This window comes from Verrucomicrobiota bacterium (assembly GCA_016871495.1).
Taxonomy (GTDB): Bacteria; Verrucomicrobiota; Verrucomicrobiia; order Limisphaerales; family VHDF01; genus VHDF01.
On record VHDF01000005.1, the window covers coordinates 1 to 23,148 of the forward strand.

A 23,148-nucleotide genomic window follows, 5' to 3' on the forward strand; every position below is an offset into this window, starting at 1 on the left:
AGCGCAAACGACCTCGCAGTTGCCCAAGGGCCGTCCGCCAACCCGTCACCGGCTGGCCACGCCTGCGACGAAACCAGTCGATCTGCGCGCCCATCGAGTTCCGCATTATCTGAGCACTTTAACCCCATGGAATTTCCGAAAGGCATTAGGGCTAGCGCCTTTGTGTCACATCCACAGGGGAGGGTGTCTGTCTCTAGGCTGATACTTCCATGGCCAATCTTCCGGGCGCGAACACAATCCTTGCCGCACCGGATTTTGCAGGATGTAACTGGTCTTCTCATCAAATTGATGGTGATCGCGCAGGCGATGATCGAAAAAATCGCGTTGCCACGACACCCGCGCGGTTCGTGCCAAGTAACGTTTCCATTTCCCGATCGTTGGTTGCAGTCCGGCCTCGCGCGGGAACGACAAGACTCCACTGAATTGCCGATTCGAGGTTGAATCAAATCCTCTCGAATTCGCATGTCACGGTCACAGGGTGAAGGCTCGATTTCCGTTGCACTGTGCGAAACGTCCTCCTCATTCTGGCCGCTGTGATCATGATGGCCGCCTCGCTGTATTGGCTGGCCTCGGGGGGGCATCGCGGATGGTCTCAAACCCGCGTCCCGGTCAAAACCGTCGATGAGGTCACGGGGTTGGAAGGCATCACTTACGATGAGCGTTTCGTGCCGGGCCTTGATTTCCTGGGCGCCTCCGCGCTGGCCGCGGGTGTGCTGGCTTTGGCGTCCCGCTTTCTGAAACCTCAATCCACTCCCACTCGTCATCCAACCCTGTTATGAAAAATGTTCTCATCGCCTTGGTCGCTTTCCTGGCCTTGAATCCTCAAGCCCGCGCGGCTTCCCAAGTGTTCGACTTCAAGGATCCCAAGGGCGTCAACAATGCAGTGTTCAAACTGGACGCCCCGCTGGAGGCGATCAACGGCAGCGCCCATGGAATTTCTGGCAGCGTCACGTTTGATCCGCAGAACCCCGCTGCCATCCAGGGCCGCATTCTCGTCGCCACCGCGTCGATGCAAGTGCCGAATCCCGTCATGAAAGAACACCTGCATGGCGCTCAATGGATGGATTCGGCCAAGCACGCGGAGATGAAATTCGAGGCGAAGTCACTCAAGAACCTGAAATCCAGCGGCGATACTCACGCGGGGGACTTGACCGGAGAGCTCACCCTCAAAGGGGTCACCCGGTCCGTCTCCGCGCCCGTCAAACTGACCTTTTTGAAAGACAAGCTCGGGCAGCGCGTGCCCAATCTCAAAGGAGATCTCCTGGTCATCCGCTCCCAGTTCACGATCAAGCGGACGGATTTCGGCATCAATCCCGCCGCGCCTCAGGACAAGGTCTCGGACGAGATCGAAATCACGCTCAGCATTGCCGGTGCCTCCGCCCGGTGAGGGTGAGGGGCTCGGGTTGAATTCCTGGAATGGTCAATGCGCTGACGCCGGTTGGACGTAGCTCTTTCCGCGATATTTTTTGGCTGCAAAGACATAAAGAATCGCGGTCACCAACATGGCCCCTGCGAAAAAGAGGAAATAATCAGGCCCCTGCAGCTTGGTGGTTTTATCCGGGTTCTGGATGAACCAGTTCACTCCGGCGGTAAAGGCATTCCCAAGGGAAATCGACAGCAGATAGATCGAGAGCGCCACAGATTTCAGGCTGGGGGGCGCCTGGGTGTAGGAGAACTCCAGATGAGTAATCGACACCATGATTTCGCCCATGGTCAGGATGACGAAGGCCAGGATTTGCCACCAGATCGTGGGGCGTTCGCCCGCCACGATGCGGGATTCGATCCAGGCTGGAATGAGAAAGGCCACCACGGTCAGGAACAGCCCCAAGCCGATTTTGCGCAGGGGGGTGAGGGGGAAAACCCGGTTCAAGGCGGGATAGATCACATAGGAGAACAGGGGAATCATGATCAGAATGAAGACGGGATTCGCCGTTTGAATCTGGGCCGAGAGGACTTCCCTCCCGAAAATGACGCGGTCCATTTTGTCGGCCTGCACGACCCAGGACGAAAAATTCTGCTGCCAAATGGCCCAGAACATGGCCACGAACGGCACCAGGACGAGCAGATTCATCAAGGCCCGGCGCCCCTCGGTTCCGGTGAGATCCGCCCAGAATCGTTCCCGGGCCGGAGGCACATGTACCATCGCCCGGCGCCCCATCCAAAACACGACGGTGGCCAGCAGCATCAGCACGCCAGGGGTTCCAAACGCAACCCTGGGTCCGAAGCGATCGAGCAGGTAGGGTATCATGATCGTGGACACCGCGGATCCGAAATTGATCGAGAAATAGAACCAGCCAAAAACTTTGGGCAGCAGATGCTGGTTTTTGTCTCCGAATTGATCCCCGACATTCGCGGAAACACACGGCTTGATGCCCCCCGCGCCGATCGCGATCAGGCCCAAACCCACACACAACCCAAGGCGCGTTTCGTCCAAGGACAGCGCGAAATGGCCGAAGCAATACACGATGGAAAGCGCCATGATGGTGCGATATTTGCCCCAGATGGCGTCTGACAAGATCGCACCCACGATCGGCAGGAAATACGCGGCCGTGACAAACATGTGATAATTTGTTTTGGCCTCTTCCGGGGTCATGGGGCTGGGACGGCCTTGAGCATCGAGCAGGGCGTTGCTGATCATGAACGGAACCAAAATGGAGTTCATGCCGTAGTAACTGAACCGCTCCGCAGCCTCATTCCCGATGATGAACGGAATCGCTGGGGGCATTCCCGAAGTAGCCACCGGGGTGGTACGATAAGAAGCGCTGGACATGCCCTCAGCGTAGGCGTCCACCCGGACCCCGGGCCAGGAAGAATTTGATCCGGCCCTCGGAGCGCGGCTGTGTCCGAAGGATCAGCCGCAGCAATGTTGCCTGGCACGAGTTCGTCGATTGTTCCTCCCGCGTCGAGACCGCGACCCGCTGCGGCTGGCTTTCAGCACAGCCGCGCTCCGAACGCGTCCCGGTTGTGAGAGGGACAAAGGCGACGAATTGGAACATGACCGCGCGGTTCAGGGCTGGGAGGTTCGATCGATGCTGATCCGGTTCATGGACAATTTGTTTTGCGGAGCGCGGCATTCACGCCGCATCCGGGTGTGTAGTCGAGCGCGGGTGGCGCTTCCGAGGGGGGTGGTTAAGCGCGAGGGAATGATGGCGCCGTTGGGAGGCTGCGCGGTAGGTGGAGTTCGACCTGGTCGGATAGGCGGAAACTGAATCGCCGTTTCAAGGTTGAATTGCCTCTGGTCAATCCTCAAAGTTCCGCCATGAAGTCTGTCTATTCCGGCCCGGCTTATGTCGTTCAGGACAACATCGACACGGATCAAATCATTCCGGCGCAATACTTGAATCTCATTCCCACCCTCCCGGAGGAGTATGAGAAACTGGGCAGTTACGCGATGATCGGGTTGCCCGAATCGCTCTATCCCATCCGGTTCGTGGCCGAAGGCAAACTCGACACCGACTACCCGATCATCATCGCGGGACGGAATTTCGGATGCGGAAGTTCGCGCGAACATGCGCCGATCGCGTTGGGCTCGGCCAGCACCCGGATCATTGTGGCGGAAAGCTTCGCGCGGATTTTCTTCCGCAATTGTGTGGCCACCGGCGAACTTTACCCTTGCGAGCTGACCTCCCGCCTGTGCGAGAGAGTGAAGACGGGGGATCGCGTCACGGTGGATCTCGATCAAGCCACCGTCACCCTGGCTGCCACCGGCGAGGTCATCGCGCTCAAATCGCTGGGCGATGTGCGTCCGGTGGTGGATGCCGGCGGGCTCTTCAATTTTGCGCGCAAAAGCGGTATGATTCCCGCTGCGACCTGATCCAGGATGGAATAGCACGGCTTGAATCGATCAGGCCGCGCGTTTCGACTGCCGCGCCCATTTTGGTTTCAACTGAGACCCCCAGATCATTGCATGCCCACACCCGCACCATTCCATCCGCCCATCCGCCTGCTCATGGGACCCGGCCCGAGCAACGTCGCGCCTTCGGTGCTTCAATCGCTGGCCATGCCGGTGCTCGGACATTTGGATCCGGTTTTTGTATCCATGATGGACGAGATCAAAGCCATGCTTCGCGAAGTCTTTCGGACCCGGAACGAAATGACCTTTCCGGTGAGCGGCACGGGCAGCGCGGGCATGGAGTTTTGTTTCGTCAATTTGATCGAGCCCGGAGACGAGGTGGTGATCGGTGTGAACGGCGTGTTTGGCACGCGGATGGTTGAAGTCGCCCAGCGCTGTGGAGCGAACGTCGTCAAAGTCGAAGCGCCCTGGGGCGAGATCATTCCGAAGGACTCCGTGGCGCAGGCCCTCCGTGGCCGCAAACCCAAGCTGGTTGCGATCGTCCATGCGGAAACCTCGACCGGAGCCCTGACGCCGGTGGAGGAGATTTCAAAAATGGCTCGCGAGTCGGGCGCGTTGATGCTGATCGACACGGTCACTTCGTTGGGCGGATGTCCGGTGGATCTCGACGCGTGGGGGATCGACGCGGTCTACAGCGGAACTCAGAAATGCTTGAGCTGTCCTCCCGGGCTGGCCCCGGTGTCGTTGGGGCCGCGCGCCATGGAGGCGGCCACGCGCCGAAAGAGCAAGGTTCAAAGCTGGTATCTCGATGTGAATTTGCTCTCGTCTTATTGGGGGCAGGAGCGGGTTTATCATCACACGGCGCCGATCTCGATGAACTACGCTTTGCACGAGGCTTTGCGGGTGGTTTTGGAGGAGGGATTGGAAGCGCGCTGGCGGCGGCATCGCGAACAACATGAGCGGCTGAGAGCGGGGTTGGAGGCCTTGCGGTTGTCGATCGTGTCCCAAGCGGGCCACCAGTTATGGCAATTGAACGCGGTGGGCGTGCCGGCGGGAGTGGACGAAGCGGCGGTGCGTAAGAAGCTGTTGGTGGAGCATGGCATCGAAGTGGGAGCGGGGCTTGGGCCGTTGAAGGGGAAGATATGGCGTTTGGGATTGATGGGGGAAACCAGCCGACCCGAACACGTCGATCGGTTCTTGAAAGCCTTTGGCCAGGTTCTCGCGGAAGCGGGTTACCGGCCCTGAATCCGTTTCCGCGTCTGTGAGCCCGGTTCCCGCGCCCCAGACCCCCGCCTCGGAAACGGAAGGCGCGAAGGCGCCGCGTTTCGGCTTGTTTCAAGCCACCGCCCTGAACATGGCCAACATGATCGGGGTGGGGCCTTTCATCACGATCCCGGCCCTGATGAGTTGCGTGGGGGAGGGTGGTCCTCAGGCGATGATTGGCTGGTTCATCGCGCTGATGATCACGATTCCCGATGGGTTGGTTTGGAGTGAGTTGGGCGCGGCGATGCCGGGTTCCGGAGGGACGTACCGGTACTTGCGCGAAGGATTCGGGCCTTCGCGATGGGGCGGTTTCATGGCGTTCCTTTTCATCTGGCAGTTCATTTTGAGCGGCCCGTTGGAGGTGGCGACCGCATTCGCGGGCATTCGCCAATACCTTGTCTTTTTGTGGCCGGAGATGAGTCCCGCCATGCGCAACGCGATTCCCGTGCTGGTGGGCATCGTCGCGATCTTTTTGCTTTATCGCAGAATTTCACATGTGGCTTGGATCACGGTCGCGCTTTGGACCGGGGTGATGATCACGGTGGGGGCGGTGCTGATTTCCGGGGTGCCTCATTTCCACATCAACCGGGTGAAGGACTTTCCGCCCGGGGCGTTCACGCTGAGTCCCGAGTTTTTCATCGGACTGGCCGCGGCGACGCGGATTGGCATTTACGATTATCTCGGCTATTACAACGTGTGCTACATCGCGCATGAAGTGAGGGATCCCGGCCGGGTGATTCCCCGGTCGATTTTGATCAGCATCGTGCTCGTGGCGATGATTTACGTCGGAATCAATCTGGCCATCATCGGAACGATCTCCTGGCGCGAGTTTGTGCCGGCGACGGACCCGCCGGCGCCGATCGCTTCCTGGCTGATCGAGCGTGTGCATGGGAAGACGGCGGCTTCCTGGTTCACGTGGCTGGTGATTTGGACCGCGTTCGGCTCGATCTTTGCGCTGATCCTGGGGTATTCCCGCATCCCTTACGCGGCGGCTCAAGACGGGACCTTTTTCAAATGGTTCGGCGGGTTGCATCCGGAGGGAGGTTTTCCCCATCGGTCATTGCTGGTGTTGGGCGGCATTTCGGTGGTCTGTGCGTATTTGCCATTGATGGCCTTGATTGACGCCCTGATTACGACGCGTGTGGTGGTTCAGTTCATGGGTCAAATCGTGGCTTTGGTCCTGTTGAGAAGGATGGCACCGCAGATGAAGCGTCCATTCCGAATGTGGCTTTATCCCTGGCCCGCGGGCTTGGCTCTCTTGGGCTGGACTTACATCTTGGTGACCACCAAGCCGCAGTGGTTGGTGGGGGGGCTCATCGCCTTGGTGGTGGGGGCACTCGCGTTTTTGCTCCGCGCGTCCGTGAGAAAGGAATGGCCGTTTGCGGTTGGCGAAGCGCCGCCCAACTCCTAGCCCGGAAATTTCAGGCTTGTTCCGCGACTGGGAATTTCCGGGCGAGGGCCGGGGCTGAGCATTCAAATCTCGAGGGTTCAAACGGTGCGGATTTCCGAGGCGCGGCTGGATCGGAAGGGTCTGCCGCAGCGCTTGGCTTTCATGATGGGGATGGAAGGTTCGCAGGGCCAGTGCCATGTGGAGGTGCTGCGGCTGATGCTTCGCACACAGCCGCGCTCCGAAAGCGTCCCCAAGAGCGATGCCGGATACGACCCACCCCTTGCTGATGCCCCCGCGCCGGGCGGTGCATCTGCAAGTTGCCAGGGCGCGCCGTTCACGGCGCTGCCGCGCGCAGCACCGACTACCTGCGGATGCACCGCGCGCCAGGTTGGAATTGCGATTGTGCTTGGGCTGAGGTTTTGGCACGGTAGCAGACGTGAAGCCCTCCGTAGATCGCTTTGCGACGCGGCACGTCTTCCTCGCTGGAATAGCCCTCGGGTCTGTCTTTGCCGGGCTCACATTGGGTGTCTGGAATGGGAACCTTTTAGGCGGGAGAGATGGTTCGCGGGAGGTTGCCGCGCAACTCGTTCAAGAAAGGGCGGATAGCCGGGAACGCCCGGTCTCAAAATCTTCCGGTGAGGCCGTGGAAGGAGAACATTCCTTGGCTCAATTCAAGCGTTGGCTGTATTCGATCCCACCGGGAACTGCCTTGACCGAGTTGACCCCCGAGCTCTCCGCGCGCCTGGCTCGGGTGTCGAAGGATGAACTGCCGCGAGTCCTGGAGTGGACAGCCGGAGTCGAGCGAGGCGATCTCAAACGCCTGTTGCTAGTCTTGCTGATGGACCGGTGGCCGGTTCGGCAGCGTGACGAGGCTTTGGCTATGGCGGGACTCATGCCGGACTCGAGGTCCGCGCGATCCACTTTGATCGCTCTGCTTGAACATCGTTCCGAGTCGGACTGGGAGGGAGCGGCGCGGTGGGTGCGGAGGGTTTCGGACGACGGGCTCAGGCGGCGTGGCGCCGAGGCGGTGCTGCTCGTGCTGGCGGCGAGAGAGCCTGAACAGGCCATGGAATGGATCGAGACGTTCAACCTCAAGGGAGGAGTCGCGGGAGTCCGAGAAGGCGTCTTCCGACGATGGCTGCTGTCCACTCCGGAGCGTGCCCTTGCGTGGTGGTTGCGCCCCTCGGAGACTTTGGAACCTGTGGAACGATCGCGCTTGCTGGCCTCGGCCGTCGATCTGGAATCAGAACTTCCAGTGACCGCCGCGGGCAAGGTCAGGGCGTTGAGTTACTTCGATTCCAAACGGGAAGTGCCCGAGTCGGTCAAGGCCTGGACACGGATGGATGGACCCGGCGCCTGGCGTTGGACTTCGACGATACCCGATTTTTACTCGCGAGAGAACGCCCAGTTGGCGGTGCTCGCGGGATGGGCGAGTTCCGATTTGCGGGGGGCGCTGGCGTGGACGGCGACGAAACTGGATACCGACGGGGAGATGCTGCAGTTGGCCAAGATGTTTGTGACTTTCTTGGGTGCGGAGAGTTTCGACGCTGCTGTGGATTGGACGAGGAAGATTCAGAATGCAGCCCAAAGGAACACGATTTTTCGGCAACTCGTGGAGAGTGTCGCGGAACGGAATCCTCAGGCGGCGGCGGAATGGCTTTCGAAGCAATCCGACCCCAGCCTGGTCGAGGCGGCGATGGGGGATGTGGTGGGGCATTGGTCGAGGAAAGATCCCACGTCCGCGGCGAAGTGGGTGGAGGCGTTCCCGGAAGGCAAGATGCGAGATGAAGCGTGGCATACCGTGGCCCGCCAATGGACCTTTGAAGGACACGACCAAGCCATCGCTTGGATTGATGCGTTGCCTCCGGGTTCGGGACGGGACAAGGCCCTTGAGGCTTATGTGGAGAGCGTGGATGGATCCCGTCCGGATCTGGCGGCGTTGTGGGCGCTGGAAATCGATTCGCCGATCGATCGCGAGAGGTGGTTAGTGCATGCCGCCGGCCGTTGGATCCAGAAGGACCGCCACGCGGCGATGGAGTGGATCGAGCAGGCGGATTTGCCGGAGGATGTGAAAGGGCGGTTGCTTCCGAGAGAACGTTGACAGGTTTCTCGGAGGGACGCCATGTTGAAGCCATGCGTCAGGCCAGGATGAGATTTTCCGGACTTCCCGAAGTGGCTCAGAGCCGTTGCCGGCTTTGGAAGCCGTGCAAGCTTATCGGGACGGTTTGTCGGGTTTGCCGAGGAAGGAAGCGGATGCCAAGAGCATCCCAAGCACGGAGACGCGGGGGGCAAAGGCTCGCGGGTTGAGAAAACGAGTGCCGATGTCCGAGTCCATCCGCCGCCGTGATATTTGACGCCTGGGGATTGCGGGAATGAGCATGGATCGAGAATCGCGACACTCCACCCAGCGTCACAAATCTGCGCCCCGTGAAGGCACGCGGGCTTCATGAAAATCCCCAACGCGTGTAGGCCGGGTCCCACGACCCGGCGCCATGCGAGGCCCCCAACCTGGGGCTATGATGGATGACGTTTTGCTTTGCCCGGCGTCATTCGCCCCTTCGGAAAAAACTTTCCCAATAGGTTGTAAGGCCGATCAACGGACGGTTGTGGTGGCGCGTTCCTGAATCCAGATCACGTCCTTGTTGCCGGGCGATGAGATGTTATGGCCGTGGAAGTCGGGATTGCGCGGTTGGGTCGTGCGCGGATCGAGCCACTTGTGGCTTTCCGCATGACCGTCGGCGAACGCGTTGACTCCGCTCTTGGCATGATACGATGCCGGGAAGTGGTAGATGTTTTGGGCGTTGCCCATGATGACACCGAAGAAAGGACGGCAAATGCTGTCCGGATGGATTTCTCCAAAAACCAACAATTGGGCGGGCGACGGGTTGCCCAACTCTCCCGATTTTCGAAATGTTTTGTAGGCTGGGTTCGGCAGACTGCGGTATTCGGGACCTTGCCAGCCTACATAGTTGTTCATGCCGTAGCTGCGCACTCGGGGGACCAGTTTGGTTCCAGAGGTGCCGATGGCTTTGTCTGAGGGACATTTGTAGAGGTTGCGTTCTTTGAGGTAGGGGGCGAACAGGGAAAGTCTTTCGTCGATCAAGAGCAGCGCGTTGGTGGCGTCCTGAGGATTTCCTTCGAAACTGCCTCTGATCCAGGTGGGGAAAGTATCGCCCGGACCGTTGACGACGAATCGCTCGTCGTTGTCCCCGGCGTACATGATCCAAATGAGCCCGAGCTGTTTGAGATTGTTCACGCAACGAATCTTGTGCGCCTGGCCTTTGGCCTTGGCCAGGGCGGGAAGGAGCAGGCTGGCCAGGATGGCGATAATGGCGATAACGACCAGCAATTCGATCAGCGTGAAGCCGCGGGTGCGGCGAGGCGGTGTGGTATGGTTCATGGCGGAATCGGGGGTTGTGCGAGACTATGCGCAAGACGACTCGCAGCTCAAAGGATTTCGGCCAATCCACGCCGGGAGTTTACCTCGGAACCACCGGGAGGAGGATATGCGAGGCTCTCGGCGGAGAGTGATGCACCGTTTGGTTTGCTTTGACCATTTCGGAATCCGCGCCAAAACGGCGTCCCGTGTTGGGATTCCGGTCGAATCTTGGGAAGTTGCTGCTGGAAATCTCCACGCGCAGGCGATGACCGGGTTTGAAAAGATTGCTGGTCACCCAAAGATCAATCTCGAATTTTTCGACCTCGCCCGGAACGAGGAACTGTTCCGATCCATGGCCCCGGCGGTAGCGGGCGCGAACGATCCCGTCGCTGAGGTTGTAAGCTTTTCCCGACGGATGAACATCCACCAGCTTGGCGGTGAAATCGGTATCAGGCGCGGAGGAAGAGGCGAAAAGGATCACTTTCACCGGACCCGTGACTTCGAGGGCATCCGGAAGCGGCGCGCTGTTATAAACCAGGACGTCCTGGCGTTTGGCGGTTTCGGACTGATCCAAAGGACCGATGGGTGCGCCGACCAAATTATTTCCGCCGGTGGTGGGGACGGGTTGGGCGGGGTCGTAGGTAAAATGATCGGGCGGGAGCTCTCCGGGCGGATCGAACGAGAGCGCACCGTCGCCGGAGGATGAATTGGCTTTGCCCTGGCTGTGAAGATAGAGCGGACGGTATTGAGTTCGCTGCAAAGGCCATTCGTGTTCATCACGCCAGCGGTTTTCGCCCATCACGAAGAGCCGCACGGCGGGCCATTGCTCGACTCCGGAATCCTGATCTCGCAGCCAGTACTCGAACCATCGGCGCTGCAAATCACCGAGATCGAGTTTGGCGGACGCACCGAAGTCCAGATCGCCCACCTTTTGCACGCCGACGCCGTGAGCCCAAGGTCCCATGACGACGAACTGATTCCGGCGCGCGAGCCGATTCTTGGATTTCCGGCGGACTTCCGAGGAGAGGTCGAGGGTGGTTTTGGAGAAGATGTCGTACCATCCGCCGATGTTCAAGGTCGGAATCTCGACCTCCGAGAACCGCCCATCGATGCCGCGTCGTTTCCAATATTCATCGTAAACAGGATGGGCGACCCAATCGTTGATGTACGGCACCGGCTTGGCGAACTGGCTGCCGAGAGTTTGCAGGGGAAGATGCAGGTAAGCGGCTTGCAATTGGCTCGGATTGAGTTGAACCCCGCCGACGGAAGCGCCCCAACCGACCAGCAGGGAGAGTTGGAAGGCTCCTCCAGGATAGGCGATATCCGCGTAAACATCGGCAAACGGCACCACCGGCACGGCGCAGCGCAGGTGGCGGCTGGCGTTGGGCGCCGAAGCCCATTGGGTCCAGCCCACGTAAGAACCGCCGGACGTGCCGATGCGACCGTTGCACCAAGGCTGGGAACCGATCCATTCCAGGGTGTCGAAACCGTCTTGAACGTCGTAAGCAAACGGGTCCCACACGCCCTCGGAATTGCCGCGACCCCGACAATCTTGCGCGACCAGCGCGTAACCCAGGGGAGCATAGCGCTTGGCATCGCCCCATTGGGCATCGGCTTTTCCGTACGGAGATCGCGTCAGGATGACGGGATGCTTTCCTTCCGCGGATGGGAGGAAAACATTGGCGGCCAGTTTGGTGCCGTCCCTCATCGGGATCATGACGTTCGGTTGGAATCGGTAGGGAAGTTCTTGTGCGAAGAGAGAGGCCCCGGTGAGAAGCAGGATCGTGAGGTGGGGAATTCGAGCCGTGAGTCTCATGGGGTTCGGAAAGAAGGGTGAAAAATGGTTGGGTTGCCGAAGGCTTGGGAGAAACCATGGCAGAATCAAAATGCCCGCGCAATCGGGGAGATTTGTGACTGGGTTGAAGCTGCCGGACTCGGGCCGGTGGTCCAAGACGCTTCGCGACGGGCGATGCATCGCACGCAGGTTGGTCACGTGCGCGAGCCAGAATCAGGTTTGGAGTGCGGCTTTCACGCTAAAACGGTCGATGCTGGGACGACGCACGCCGAACGGACGCGGGTGCGAGCCTTGGGAAGGGATGGGGTTCTTAAGGAGCTACGAAGGCATGGAGATGGGGCTCTTCGAAAGGGTAAGCCTGCTCTTGAATAGGGATTCACATTCCATCCACTGTCCCCGGTTTCGAAGTATTCAATCCGCGCCCCGTGATTGCTCACGGGGCGACTGTTTGCCAAGGTTTTGAGTTTCTACCCCCTCGTGTTTGAATCCACGGCCCGTTCCGTGGCTGAGCGAAGCTAAAGCGTGAATTCCCCCTCGCGGCGGCGTTTCGAATCCACGTGGAAAATGGCACCGCGCGGAATGGGGAGTCCGCGCATTTCCTTGAGGCAGAGGGCTTGGGCGCAAAGCCGGACGTCGTCAATTTGCCAGGGGCGGCGTTTGCTGAGCTTGAACTCGACCGGGAACAGCAGGTCTCCGGGATGGAGTTCGACATATCACCTCTCCCGTTCGATCCCAGTCGCTGGGACCAGACCGGCATGGCTCGCAACAGGGTGACCCCCTCAGCCACCTCGTAACCCGCCAAGTCGGCGTGTTCGTGGACATTGTCGCCGCAAAAGGTATGTTCATTGGCCGAACGCCAGCCCTCAACCACTTTCAACGCCGTCCGGCGAGGGCAGTAGAGGAAGTCGTGGAGGAGTGAGCGGGGAAGCGCGTCCTTTATGATTCAGGCCCTCGGGGAATGTGTGGAAACCCTCGCGCACCGTGCCAGAACCGGACAATTTCCAAACTCTGGTCGCACGGATTCACCCGGTAAATGATGCGATAGGATCGGAAGATGATTTCGCGCAACACCGGACGCTTGAATTCCGGCACCACCCGCCCGCGTTCAGGGAATTTGCGCAAAGAGAGAGCCGCATCCAGCAACTGGTTGCCTATGCGTTCGGCGGCGACAGGATTGTGGGGCGCGATGTAGGCGACAATGCGCTCCAAATCGCTTAAAGCGTCGTCGGAGAGGAATATTTTGAAATCCATTTCGGGATGCGTTGGCGGGCCTCCTCCAGGGGAACGCGCTCGCCGCGATCCAGCGAGGCCAGCCCATCCTCCACCGCCTGCCGGAATTCCAGCTCGTAGATGGCATCAACGAGCGTCGCGTCCGGCGGCAGTTTCTCCGCGACTTCCAACAGAATCTCTTTTGTGCTCATACATTTCGTTTCTAGCTGATTGGTCCCTCAAAAGCCAGCCCTTGACCATCTTCAACGCCGCCCGGCGCGGGCAGTAGAGGAACTCATTGAGGAGGCTGACGAGGAAATCGCTGTGGATCCCTCGTGACTCCTCGAGAAAATGAACCCCGTCCACCGCGGCGCCTCTCGCCCAAATCATCCATCTGCCGGCGTGTGATTCGTTGAAGACTTTAAATCCAGCGTTGTGCGACTGGCTGGGATGGAGCAACTGGGCCGGCTCCGGGGCTTTGGCGTTGGGCGGTTGGCGCAACACAGCCCAGCCAATGGAACTGTGGCCCACGTCGAAGGCGAAATGAAGGTCTCCTGGTTTCTTCATAAAATTCCTCTTGGATTCTTGAGGGAATTTGGACTACTTCTTTCTCGGAACCAAGACAAAGTGAGTGATGTAGACCGGTTCCCTGGGTGCCAGTCACCTACACCGTTGGAAAAACAGCATCCTCTTCGCTTCTTCGGCCCGGGTCGCTCCCGGGCCGAATTTTTTTCGAGGGGCATGTAGGTCTGCGATTCTTTGACCTAAGCTCAGAGATCATGACCTAAGTTGGAGCCCACTTCCAGGTAGATAAGGCGAAGGCTGGCGGCGGGAAAAATCGTTTCCAGATCGGTGAGCAGGAGGCGGAGCTTGTCGATCGCGGAGGTATAAAAACTCAGGGAGCGACGTTTCGAAAGCTTGGTGGTTCCAAGCAAGCAGGCATTAGCCAAGTGAAACGGATGCGCAGAGATCAGGGGGAGAAGAATTCGCCCGTAACCTGATTGGGCGTGTGGTCAAAGCGGTAGAGGGCTACCGCAGTCCAAGACGCTTCGCGACGGCGAGGCGAGCGGAGGATCCGCCAGGTCTTGGAGTGCGCCAGCCCTCTGGCGCTTTCTCGACGTGGGAGATCCAGGCGACGGGCGATGCATCGCACGCTGGTGGGTCACGTTGGTTGGATGCGTGTTCGAACTCGTTCGACGGTGACTCCAACTGCTGGCTTGAACCGACTTCGGGCGTGGATAGGCTTGCGAGGTGATTTCGGTGTCGGACCGCCAGTTTTTCGCGATGGCCGTGCTGCTCTACGGAGGCAGCGCGCTCTATTCTATTTTCCTGCTCCGCCGAGGACTGCGCCGCGACAACTGGCTTAATTACGGATTGCTGGCCCTGGCTTGCGCCTTTCACACGGTGGCCATGTTGAAACGCGGGTTCAGCCTGCAACGGTGTCCAATCAACAATCTCTACGAAGCCGTGGCGTTCATCGGCTGGACCATTTCCGCGTCTTATTTGTTCATCGGTTTGTTTTCGAAGTGGCGGTCGTTCGGGGCCTTTGCCTCACCCTTGCTCCTGGTGTTGGGGATCTTCGCGCTCATGCCGGGATTGGATCCGCCCCGTGGCGACAAGCCGAATTTCAGCGGCTGGGAAGTCAGCTTGCACGCGGTGCTGCTGCTCTTGTCCTACGGTTCGTTTGGATTGGCGTCTGTGGCGGGCCTGATGTACCTCACCCAAGAGCGCAATTTGAAGTGGCGGAAACTGGAGGCGGTGTTCTCGTTGATTCCGCCGATTCAGCGGTTGGAAGCCATCACCGGATGGTCGGTCGGAGCGGGCTTTCTCTTGCTCACTTCGGGATTAGCTTTGGGTGCCGTGTTTCTGACGCCCCCCCCGGGCACCAGTTTCTTCAAGGATGCCAAGGTGATTTGGTCGATGTTGGTGTGGGGGTTGTACCTGGCCTTGATGGTTTCGCGCTGGCAATTCGCCCAGCGAGGGCGCCGCTTCGCCTTTGGCGCGGTGGGCGGGTTCGTGTTCATCATGTTGACTTTTTGGGGGGCGAAGCTGCTTTCCAACATCCACAATCCTTGAGGGGAAGCTCAGGCATGGCCATCGTCGTCTGGGGAATCAGCCATCACACCGCGCCCGTGGAAGTACGGGAACGGTTTGCCGTTTCCGAGGCCCGGGTGCCGGACCTGATGCATCGAATCAAGAATCAGGGCATCGCCAGCGAAGGCGTCATCCTCTCCACGTGCAACCGGGTCGAAATCTATCTCAACGCCGCGGTCGAACCCGTGCGTGTGCTGGCGGAGTTGAGGCGGATCGTAGCCGACGCGCTCGGGTGTGCCGAGCCCGCGGCCAATGAATGTTACGCTTATCAGGAACCCCACAGCGTGGAGCACCTTTGCCGGGTGGCGTCGGGGATGGACTCGATGGTTTTGGGTGAAACCGAGATTTTGGGCCAATTGAAGAAGGCCTACGAGACGGCTTTGAACAACCAGTGGACGGGCGCGCGTTTGAACAAGGCCTTCCAACGGGCCTTTCAGATTGCCAAACACATTCGGACCGAGACGCAGATTCAGCGGGGAACCGTTTCAGTGGGGTCCGCAGCGGTGGACCTCGCGGAGCGGATTTTCGAGACGATCCAGGGGCGGCAGGTGTTGGTCATTGGCGCCGGGGACACCAGCGAGAAGACGGCGCGGTCGTTACTGAGCCGGGGGGCCAGGACGGTGCTGGTGGCGAACCGTTCCTTCGATCGTGCGGCGGCGCTGGCCGAAGCGCTGGGCGGCCGGGCAGTGCGCTGGGACGATTGGAACAGCGTGTTTGCGGAGACGGATATCGTGATCAGTTCGACCGCGGCGCCGCATTTCGTTCTGGACCGTGCCAAGCTGGAGCCGTTGATGGACCTCCGCCGGAACCGTCCGTTGCTGTTGATCGACATCGCGGTGCCGCGTGACATCGATCCTGAAGTCAATTTCCTGGACAATGTTTTTTTGTACAATATCGACGATTTGCAATCCATCGCCGACGACTCCATGCGGCAGAGGCAGCGGGAGCTTGAGCGTTGCGAGGAGATCATACGCGAGAAAGTTCGCGAGTTGCTGGGCCAGGGGACGCGAGGGTATGGCGGCGGCGACGGCTGTCCCAAGCCCGCTTCCGTCTGAGGGGGAGAGAAGGGGGATGGCGTCATGAATTCGAACATGGTGATAGCCACTCGCGGCAGCGCGCTGGCTCTGGCCCAGGCTCAGTTGGTGATCGACCAATGCCGCAAGCTGTTTCCCCGGCTTCGGTTTGAGATGAAGATTTTCAAAACGACGGGGGACAAACTCCAATCGGCCTCGCTGGCCAAGCCTGGTGAGAGCCTGCCTAAGGGGCTCTTCACCAAGGAACTCGAAGTGGCGTTGGTTCGAGGCAAGGCGGATCTGGCGGTTCATAGTTTGAAGGATCTGCCCACGGAATTACCTTCGGGATTGATGCTGGGAGCCGTGTCTAAGCGGGCGGATCCTCGCGACGTGCTGATCGTGCGTGACGAGGACTTCCTGCGGCGACGGGATGAAACTGCGGAGGCGGCGATGGACTGGTCGCCGGGACAATCGGCTTTGAAAGGGTTGGGTCCGGGAGTGTCGCTGAAAACGCTGCCGACGGGGGCGTGTCTGGCCACAAGCAGTCCGCGGCGGCAAGCGCAGATTTGCGAACTCCGTCCCGACCTGCGGACGGTCGAGATTCGGGGCAACGTGGTGACGCGATTGCAGAAGCTGGCGGAACAGGGCGAGATCGACGGGTTGGTGCTGGCGGCGGCCGGGCTGGAGCGATTGCAGTTTACGATACGGCCGGATGGCATGCTCGCGGGCGACGCGGTGCCGGATGGATTGAGGGCGGTTGTGCTGGATTCATCGCAAATGCTTCCCTGTGTGGGCCAGGCTGCCCTGGGGATCGAGGTGCGGGCCGCCGACGAGCGCATCGCTCCGATTTGCGAGCGATTGAATCACTTCAATACCCGGCAATGCGTGCTGGCGGAAAGGGCGTTTCTCAATGAAATGGGAGGGGGATGCCAGGCCCCGGTGGCGGCTTTGGGCGAAATCGCGAGTGATCAATTGAAATTGCGAGCCGTTTCTTTCGCGGGCGGAGAACCTCGCCGCGGGGAACGGCGGGGATCGCCCGCCGAGGCCGAATCGATGGGCCGCGAACTGGCGCGGGAGTTGAAGCCGGGAAAGGAAGAGGAAAAACATGGGTAAGGCGAAGGTTTCGATGGGCCGGGTATATTTGGTGGGAGCGGGGCCGGGCGATCCGGGATTGTTCACGCTGCGGGGCGCCGAGTTGCTCAAAGACGCGGAGGTGGTGGTGTACGACGCCCTGGTGCAGCCGGAATTGCTGCGGCTCGTTCCCAAGGACGCGGAGCGCATTTACGCCGGAAAGCGATCCAAGGATCATGCGATTCCGCAGGAAGAATTGAACCGGTTGCTGGTGGAAAAGGCCAGGGCAGGCAAGCGCGTGGTGCGGTTGAAAGGGGGCGATCCGTACGTCTTCGGACGGGGCGGGGAGGAGGCGGAAGAACTGGCGGCGTCCGGAATTCCGTTTGAAGTGGTGCCGGGGATCAGTTCGGTGGTGGCGGCGGGTTGTTACGCCGGCATTCCCATCACGCACCGGGATTGTTGTTCGAGTTTTACCGTCTGGACGGGGCACGAGGAGCCGGGCAAGGCGAAGGAGTCCGTCGATTGGGCGGCGCTGGCGCGGGTGCCGGGAACCAAAGTGATCCTGATGGGTGTGGAGCGCATCGGGGAAATCGCGCAAGCGCTGATGGCGCATGGCATGCCGGCCTCGGAGCGGCTCGCGATGGTGCGGTGGGCCACGACCGGCAAACAGGAAACGCTGGAGAGCACCTTGGGGGAAGTCGCGGAGGAAGTGCGCCGCCGGGGCTTCCAAGCGCCGGCGGTGACCATCGTGGGTGACGTGACGCGTTTGAGGGACAAGTTAAACTGGTTTGAGCGACGACCTCTGTTTGGGCGGCGGGTGGTGGTGACGCGGACGCGCGAGCAAGCCAGCCAGCTCTCGGCGCGGCTGCGAGAGAGCGGGGCGGACGCGATCGAGATTCCCACCATCCGAATCGAAGCCCCAAAGGAGCGGACGCCTTTGGTCGAGGCTCTGGCCGGGCTCAGTTGTTATGACTGGCTGGTGTTCACCAGTCCAAACGGCGTCTCCAAGTTTTTCGAGTATTTCTTCAAATCCTTTGATGACGTCCGGGCTTTGGGTGGATTGAGGCTGGCCGCGGTGGGATCCGCGACGGCCGCCACCCTCAAGGCGCTGCATCTTAAGGTTGACGCCATGCCCGAGGAATACCTGGCGTCCGAAATCGCTGGCGCGATCGAGGCCGACGGATGCGTTGAAAACCTGAGGATCCTGCTGATGCGCGCGGAAGTGGCGAACCGCGAATTGCCAAGAAAACTGGAGGAGATGGGCGCCATTGTCGATGACGTGGCTGTTTATCGCACCGTGCCGGAGACGGAGGATCCCTTCGGTGTGGTTGAGGATTTTCGGGAGCGAGGGGCGGATTGGGTGACGTTCACGAGCAGTTCGACGGTTGAACATTTCAACGCGAGGTTCGACTTGTTGAATTTGAGGAAAGCGTGGCCGAAGATCCGCTTCTTGACCATTGGACCCGAGACTTCGAAAGCGCTTAGAACCCTGGGGTTGGAAGCTGATTTGGAGGCCGCAAAGCATACCATCGAAGGCATGATGGAGGCACTGATTCAGATCGAGACTGAGGCTGGCGCGGGGATCTCGAGTCCGCGACGGAAGGGGTTGATCCGATGAGCGCTCCCTTGGTGTCCTTTTCAGACCTGCGCGAGTTCGCGCGATCCTGTTACACGCGCGCCGGAGTGGCGGAAGAGGAAGCCGCCATCGGGGCAGAAGTCCTCGCGACAACGGACGCTTGGGGTGTGTTTACCCACGGGACCAAGCTCCTGGCGGGATATTTGAAGCGGTTGCGCGCAGGAGGACTCCATCCCTCCGGCTCTCCCAAGGTTGTTCGCGAGGGGGGGGCGTGGGTGGTTTTCGATGGGAACTCGACGTTGGCGCATCCGACGTCGGTGAAAGCGATGCAATGGGCCATTCAGCGGGCGCGGATCCATGGGCTGGCTTATGCGGGTCTGCGCAATAGCTGTCATTTTGGCGCGGCGGGGTATTACGCGTGGCTGGCGGCCCGGGAGGGATTGATCGGGGTCGCGATGGCGAATGATATTCCGTCCGTGGCGGCGCCTGGATCCCGCGGTGCGGTGACCGGGAGCAATCCGCTGGCCTATGCCATTCCGGCCCGGCGGCATGACCCGATCCTGCTCGACATGTCGATCGCGAAGGTGGCTGGAGGCAAGGTTTTCGCGGCGCGGGCGCGCGGTGAACCGATTCCGGGAGATTGGATTATTGGAGCCGACGGGTGTCCGACGTCCGATCCCAGTCGTTTTCCGATGGAGGGGGCTTTGCTCCCGATGGCGGGTCACAAGGGATACGGATTGGCGCTGTTGATTGAGTCCTTGAGCGCGTTGCTTACGGGAGCGTCGATGACTTGGGGGGTGCGCAGTTGGAGCCATCATGATCCGGGCCTGCCGACCTTGCATGGCGCGGCATTCCTGGCGATGGATCCCGCTGTGCTGGCCGTGAAGGGAGATTTCGCGGAACGCGTTTCGAGTCTGATCGATGAAATTCACGCTTCGCCCCGGGCGGACGGGGTGGAGCGTCTTTATGTGCCGGGCGAGATCGAGTGGGAACGTTATCGGCAGCAAATCGCCGAGGGCATTGCCTTGCCACCGGATGTGATTCCCCCGCTGCGCGAGGCCGCGGCTTTGAGCGGGCTTGCCTCGGTCGTGTGATGGATTTGAGTTTGCCGAGAGATGTGCCGTTGGCAGGCGGCCCGGATTCTGGACCGGCCTTTCCAGGTGGAGAACGACTATGAATAAACGAACACATTATTCACTTCAGAACAAACAGGTGGTGGTGACCGGGGCGGGATCGGGGATTGGGGCGGCGATTGCAGAGGAGCTGGCGGCGGCGGGGGCAAGTGTGGTTTTGGCGGACCTGCGGCCGGACGCGGCCGAGGAAGTCGCGGCACGCCTTCGGAAGGAAGGATGGGCAGGCGTGGCGGAGGTGTTGGATGTTGCGGATGACGCGGCGTGTGCCGCATTTGCCCGGCGATTTCTTGAAGAAAGGGGCCGTTGCGATGTCTTGGTAAACAATGCGGGCATTGGCCATGTGGGCACGATCTTGAACACCGCGCCGGCGGATTTGGACCGTCTTTGGTCGGTCAACCTCAAGGGCATGTATTCGCTCAGCCGGGCGTTTCTTCCTTCGATGATCGAGCGGCGCGCGGGCTCGATCATCAACATGGCGTCGGCCTTGGGCTTGACCGCCATGGAAGATCGATTCGCTTACACGGTGACGAAGCACGCGGTGGTGGGATTAACGAGGTCCATGGCTCTCGATTTCGGCCCGACGGGCGTGCGGATCAACTGCATTTGCCCGGGGCGGGTGGAGACGCCCTTCGTGCAGGCGCGGTTGCGGGAGTATCCGGACCCGGAGAAATTCCGGGCTCAGATGGTGGCGACGCACGCGCAGAAGCGGATGGCGCAACCCGTCGAGATTGCCTGGGCCGCCCGCTATCTGGCCAGCGACGAAAGCGCGTTTGTCACGGGCAGCACGATGGTGATCGATGGCGGGTATCTTTGCGGGAAGTGATTGCACCGCGGGCGGGCTCCCGGCCAAGATTGCGGTTGAAATATGTCCAGACTTTCTCGCCTCGAGGTGTGTTTACGGATTCAGAGTTCCGGGTTGGTGCCGGTTTTTTATCATGGCGACGCGGGAGTGGTGGCCGAAGCGGTCTCGGCCTGCGCCGAAGCGGGGATCGAAGTGTTTGAGTTTACGAATCGAGGGCAAGGCGCGTCGAAAGTGTTTGAGAAAGTGGTTGAGGTCAGCGCCCGGCGATGGCCGGGAGTGGTCTTGGGCGCGGGATCGATCGTGGATTCCGAAACGGCGGCCCTTTACGCGGCGCACGGGGCGCAGTTCATCGTCGGGCCTTCCTTCTCCGAAAGGGTGGCGCGATTTTGCAACCGGCGGAAATTGTTGTATGTGCCCGGATGCGCCACTCCGACGGAAATAGGCACCGCCGAGGAATGGGGGGCGGAAATCGTGAAGTTATTTCCGTGCGAAGCGGCGGGAGGGCCGGGATTCGTCAAAGCGTTGCTGGGGCCGTCACCCTGGACCCGGATCATGGCCACAGGAGTGGCGGATGCCTCGAAGGACGGGATCACCGCCTGGATCAAGGCGGGAGTCTGCGCTTTGGGTTTGGGCAAGGAACTATTGCGGAAGGAATGGATTGACGCCGGCGATTGGAGTTCGGTTCGGGCTCGCGCCGAGGAGTTGAAGGGATGGATTCAATCGGCGAGGGGGTAACCGCCTCGGATTCAAGGCCAGGCGTTCACTTTTTTCTGAATGGGTGAACTGAAAATGCCGAAATGAAGGTTGTCGGCGATGAAGTGGAGGCGGCCGTGCATTGAGTTGGATGACGGATTACCGGAGAAGGATCCGCGCCTAAATTCAACGCCGCAGCACGCTTCGTGCCGAATTTTTGTTGGTGTTTGGAAGCGGGCGGGATAATTGTTGCGCGTGGGTCCTGGATTACATCTTGGTCAGCGGATGGCACTCACTCAGGTGCTTGCACCTCAGTTGCAGCAGTCCCTGGCGCTGCTGCAGGCGCCAACGCTGGAGCTCAAGGCCATGATTGAACAGGAGATCCAGGTCAATCCCATCCTCGAAGAGGTGCAGGCCCTCGAGCCTTTGGCCGAAGAACGAGCGACGGAGGCAGGCGACGCCACGGCGGAGGCTGCGCGTTCGGCGGATCCGACGGAGCCGCCATCCGATTTGAATTTCGATCCGGCCACGGAAAAACCCACGGCGGAACCGGTGGACGATTTCCAGAAGGAAGTGGACAAGCTTCTCCAGTTGGACCAGGAATGGAGGGATCATTTTTCCCAGTCCAACGTGCCTTCCCGGGTCAGTCAGGAGGATGAGGAACGGCGCCAGTACATGTTTGATTCCTTGGTGGCCACCACTTCGTTGCAGGAGAGCCTTCTGGAGCAGGTGCGCACGGCGGAGCTGGAGGAGCATGATCGCAAGGTGGCGGAACTCATCGTGGGGAACATTGACGACTATGGCTATCTGCAGTCGAAAGTCGAAGAGTTGTCCTTATCCACCGGCATTCCTCCGGAATCCATTCTGCGGGCGTTGAAAGTCATCCAAACCTTTCATCCTCCCGGAGTGGGCGCGCGGGATTTGCGCGAGTGTTTGATGCTTCAATTGGAGCGGGCCGGGAAGACGGACACGGTTGAGTATCGCATTCTCGACAAGTTCATGGACGCGCTGGGGCGGAGGAGGCTGCCGGATATCGCGCGTGGCCTTGATCTCGACACCCTCGAGGTGCAGGACGCGGTGCAGCGCATCGCGCTCCTCGAGCCCAGGCCGGGGCGGGACTTTCTGCCCGACAACGATCAATACGTGGTCCCGGAGATCTTCGTGCAGAAGAACGGGGAGGAGTATGTCGTTTCCTCGAACAACGATCACATTCCGCATCTCCGCATCAGCAATCATTACAAGGACCTGCTGACTCAACCCGACAGCAGTGGGGAAGTGCGCGAGTACATTCGTGAGAAGATTCGGGCGGGAAAATTCTTCATCAAGAGCCTTCATCAGCGCCAGGAGACGATCTTGAACATCGCGCGCGAGATTGTGGCCCGCCAGCGCGATTTCATGGAAAACGGCGTGGCGCAGTTGAAGCCGTTGACGATGGTGCAAGTCGCCTCAGTGGTGGGGGTTCACGAGACCACCGTGAGCCGCGCTGTCTCCGGCAAATACATGCAGACTCCGCAGGGTGTCTTCGAGATGAAGTATTTCTTCACCTCGGGCATTCAGACCGCGGATGGCGTCAATATGTCCAACACCAGTGTGAAGGACAAAATCGCGGAAATGATCAAGAAGGAGAACCCTTCGCATCCGTTTTCCGACGAGGACATTGTCAAGGACCTCTCGGAGCAGGGGATCAAGATCGCGCGCCGCACCGTGGCCAAGTATCGTTCCGAGCTCAATATTCTGCCGTCACACTTGCGCAAAGTGTATTGAAGCGCCGTGTATCCCGAAGTGGTCTGTCGTGTGGCGTAGGCTGCCCAACCCGCCGTATCGACGACCGCCCGTCGGCCCTGCAGGTGAAGAACGAGGCCCTTCCATGCTCTCCACGCGCCTGGTTCCCTTCGTCGCCCCGCAGGCTGGGCAGCCTGAGAAACAGCAGACAGGGC

22 protein-coding genes are annotated in these 23,148 nt (G+C 60.1%); 14 read left to right on the forward strand and 8 right to left on the reverse strand.

All coding sequences use genetic code 11. The annotated features are described in order from the left end of the window. Nucleotides 1-503 precede the first annotated feature (503 nt). Both FJ404_02040 and FJ404_02045 read left to right on the forward strand, forming a co-directional pair. On the forward strand, nt 504-779 hold the full coding sequence (locus tag FJ404_02040) for a hypothetical protein (GenBank protein MBM3821664.1): 276 nt from the start codon (nt 504-506) through the stop codon (nt 777-779). Beyond that, entirely contained in the window at nt 776-1,387 is a 612-nt protein-coding gene (locus FJ404_02045) for a YceI family protein (protein MBM3821665.1), read from the forward strand. Before FJ404_02040 ends, FJ404_02045 begins: the two co-directional genes overlap by 4 nt. A 33-nt stretch (nt 1,388-1,420) precedes the next feature. Here the strand turns inward: FJ404_02045 and FJ404_02050 are convergent, their stop codons facing one another. Continuing rightward, nucleotides 1,421-2,770 carry a POT family MFS transporter gene (locus FJ404_02050; GenBank protein ID MBM3821666.1) on the reverse strand — a complete coding sequence of 450 codons (1,350 nt, stop codon included), beginning with the start codon at nt 2,768-2,770 and terminating at the stop codon, nt 1,421-1,423. 489 nt (nt 2,771-3,259) lie between these two features. Here FJ404_02050 and FJ404_02055 point away from each other — a divergent pair, with 489 nt between their 5' ends. The 4 genes from FJ404_02055 to FJ404_02070 all read left to right on the forward strand — a co-directional run bounded on the left by FJ404_02055 (nt 3,260) and on the right by FJ404_02070 (nt 8,547). Then, nucleotides 3,260-3,814 carry a 3-isopropylmalate dehydratase gene (locus FJ404_02055; GenBank protein ID MBM3821667.1) on the forward strand — a complete coding sequence of 185 codons (555 nt, stop codon included), beginning with the start codon at nt 3,260-3,262 and terminating at the stop codon, nt 3,812-3,814. Nucleotides 3,815-3,907: 93 nt separating this feature from the next. Beyond that, the gene (locus FJ404_02060) at nt 3,908-5,038 is read left to right on the forward strand and encodes an alanine--glyoxylate aminotransferase family protein (GenBank protein ID MBM3821668.1); all 1,131 of its coding nucleotides are present in this window, start codon (nt 3,908-3,910) and stop codon (nt 5,036-5,038) included. 109 nt (nt 5,039-5,147) lie between these two features. After that, entirely contained in the window at nt 5,148-6,467 is a 1,320-nt protein-coding gene (locus FJ404_02065; GenBank protein ID MBM3821669.1) for an APC family permease, read from the forward strand. 688 nt (nt 6,468-7,155) lie between these two features. Continuing rightward, nucleotides 7,156-8,547, forward strand: a complete 1,392-nt coding sequence (locus FJ404_02070) for a hypothetical protein (protein MBM3821670.1) — start codon at nt 7,156-7,158, stop codon at nt 8,545-8,547. A gap of 492 nt (nt 8,548-9,039) precedes the next feature. Here the strand turns inward: FJ404_02070 and FJ404_02075 are convergent, their stop codons facing one another. The 7 genes from FJ404_02075 to FJ404_02105 all read right to left on the reverse strand — a co-directional run bounded on the left by FJ404_02075 (nt 9,040) and on the right by FJ404_02105 (nt 13,779). After that, on the reverse strand, nt 9,040-9,846 hold the full coding sequence (locus tag FJ404_02075) for a type II secretion system protein (GenBank protein MBM3821671.1): 807 nt from the start codon (nt 9,844-9,846) through the stop codon (nt 9,040-9,042). A 79-nt stretch (nt 9,847-9,925) separates the two neighbouring features. Beyond that, on the reverse strand, nt 9,926-11,818 hold the full coding sequence (locus tag FJ404_02080; GenBank protein MBM3821672.1) for a CocE/NonD family hydrolase: 1,893 nt from the start codon (nt 11,816-11,818) through the stop codon (nt 9,926-9,928). Between the two features lie 317 nt (nt 11,819-12,135). Then, nucleotides 12,136-12,309, reverse strand: coding sequence for a Dna2/Cas4 domain-containing protein (locus tag FJ404_02085; protein ID MBM3821673.1), 174 nt, complete (start codon nt 12,307-12,309; stop codon nt 12,136-12,138). A 247-nt stretch (nt 12,310-12,556) separates the two neighbouring features. Further along, the gene (locus tag FJ404_02090; GenBank protein ID MBM3821674.1) at nt 12,557-12,871 is read right to left on the reverse strand and encodes a type II toxin-antitoxin system RelE/ParE family toxin; all 315 of its coding nucleotides are present in this window, start codon (nt 12,869-12,871) and stop codon (nt 12,557-12,559) included. Continuing rightward, nucleotides 12,835-13,041 carry a hypothetical protein gene (locus FJ404_02095; GenBank protein MBM3821675.1) on the reverse strand — a complete coding sequence of 69 codons (207 nt, stop codon included), beginning with the start codon at nt 13,039-13,041 and terminating at the stop codon, nt 12,835-12,837. Before FJ404_02095 ends, FJ404_02090 begins: the two co-directional genes overlap by 37 nt. Continuing rightward, nucleotides 12,977-13,396, reverse strand: coding sequence for a hypothetical protein (locus FJ404_02100; GenBank protein MBM3821676.1), 420 nt, complete (start codon nt 13,394-13,396; stop codon nt 12,977-12,979). The genes FJ404_02095 and FJ404_02100 overlap by 65 nt, the downstream gene beginning before the upstream one ends. 203 nt (nt 13,397-13,599) lie before the next feature. Continuing rightward, nucleotides 13,600-13,779: a hypothetical protein gene (locus tag FJ404_02105; protein MBM3821677.1), complete on the reverse strand. Its 180-nt coding sequence runs from the start codon at nt 13,777-13,779 to the stop codon at nt 13,600-13,602. Nucleotides 13,780-14,113: 334 nt separating this feature from the next. On the opposite strand from FJ404_02105, the gene FJ404_02110 reads away from it, so the two are divergent. The 8 genes from FJ404_02110 (at nt 14,114) to rpoN (ending at nt 22,975) form a co-directional block, all read left to right on the forward strand. Then, the gene (locus FJ404_02110; protein MBM3821678.1) at nt 14,114-14,905 is read left to right on the forward strand and encodes a cytochrome c assembly protein; all 792 of its coding nucleotides are present in this window, start codon (nt 14,114-14,116) and stop codon (nt 14,903-14,905) included. Between the two features lie 14 nt (nt 14,906-14,919). Next, nucleotides 14,920-15,978 carry a glutamyl-tRNA reductase gene (locus tag FJ404_02115; protein MBM3821679.1) on the forward strand — a complete coding sequence of 353 codons (1,059 nt, stop codon included), beginning with the start codon at nt 14,920-14,922 and terminating at the stop codon, nt 15,976-15,978. Nucleotides 15,979-16,002: 24 nt separating this feature from the next. Further along, a complete protein-coding gene (locus FJ404_02120) occupies nt 16,003-17,049 on the forward strand; it encodes a hydroxymethylbilane synthase (GenBank protein ID MBM3821680.1) in 1,047 nt (348 codons plus the stop codon). Then, nucleotides 17,042-18,625 (forward strand): uroporphyrinogen-III C-methyltransferase, encoded by a 1,584-nt coding sequence (gene cobA / locus FJ404_02125; GenBank protein ID MBM3821681.1) that lies wholly within the window; start codon nt 17,042-17,044, stop codon nt 18,623-18,625. The genes FJ404_02120 and cobA overlap by 8 nt, the downstream gene beginning before the upstream one ends. Then, a complete protein-coding gene (locus FJ404_02130) occupies nt 18,622-19,677 on the forward strand; it encodes an Ldh family oxidoreductase (protein MBM3821682.1) in 1,056 nt (351 codons plus the stop codon). The genes cobA and FJ404_02130 overlap by 4 nt, the downstream gene beginning before the upstream one ends. Before the next feature lie 79 nt (nt 19,678-19,756). Further along, nucleotides 19,757-20,539 (forward strand): glucose 1-dehydrogenase, encoded by a 783-nt coding sequence (locus FJ404_02135; protein ID MBM3821683.1) that lies wholly within the window; start codon nt 19,757-19,759, stop codon nt 20,537-20,539. Between the two features lie 42 nt (nt 20,540-20,581). Further along, the gene (locus FJ404_02140) at nt 20,582-21,253 is read left to right on the forward strand and encodes a bifunctional 4-hydroxy-2-oxoglutarate aldolase/2-dehydro-3-deoxy-phosphogluconate aldolase (GenBank protein MBM3821684.1); all 672 of its coding nucleotides are present in this window, start codon (nt 20,582-20,584) and stop codon (nt 21,251-21,253) included. Between the two features lie 213 nt (nt 21,254-21,466). Beyond that, nucleotides 21,467-22,975 (forward strand): RNA polymerase factor sigma-54, encoded by a 1,509-nt coding sequence (gene rpoN / locus FJ404_02145; GenBank protein MBM3821685.1) that lies wholly within the window; start codon nt 21,467-21,469, stop codon nt 22,973-22,975. Nucleotides 22,976-23,148: the final 173 nt, after the last annotated feature.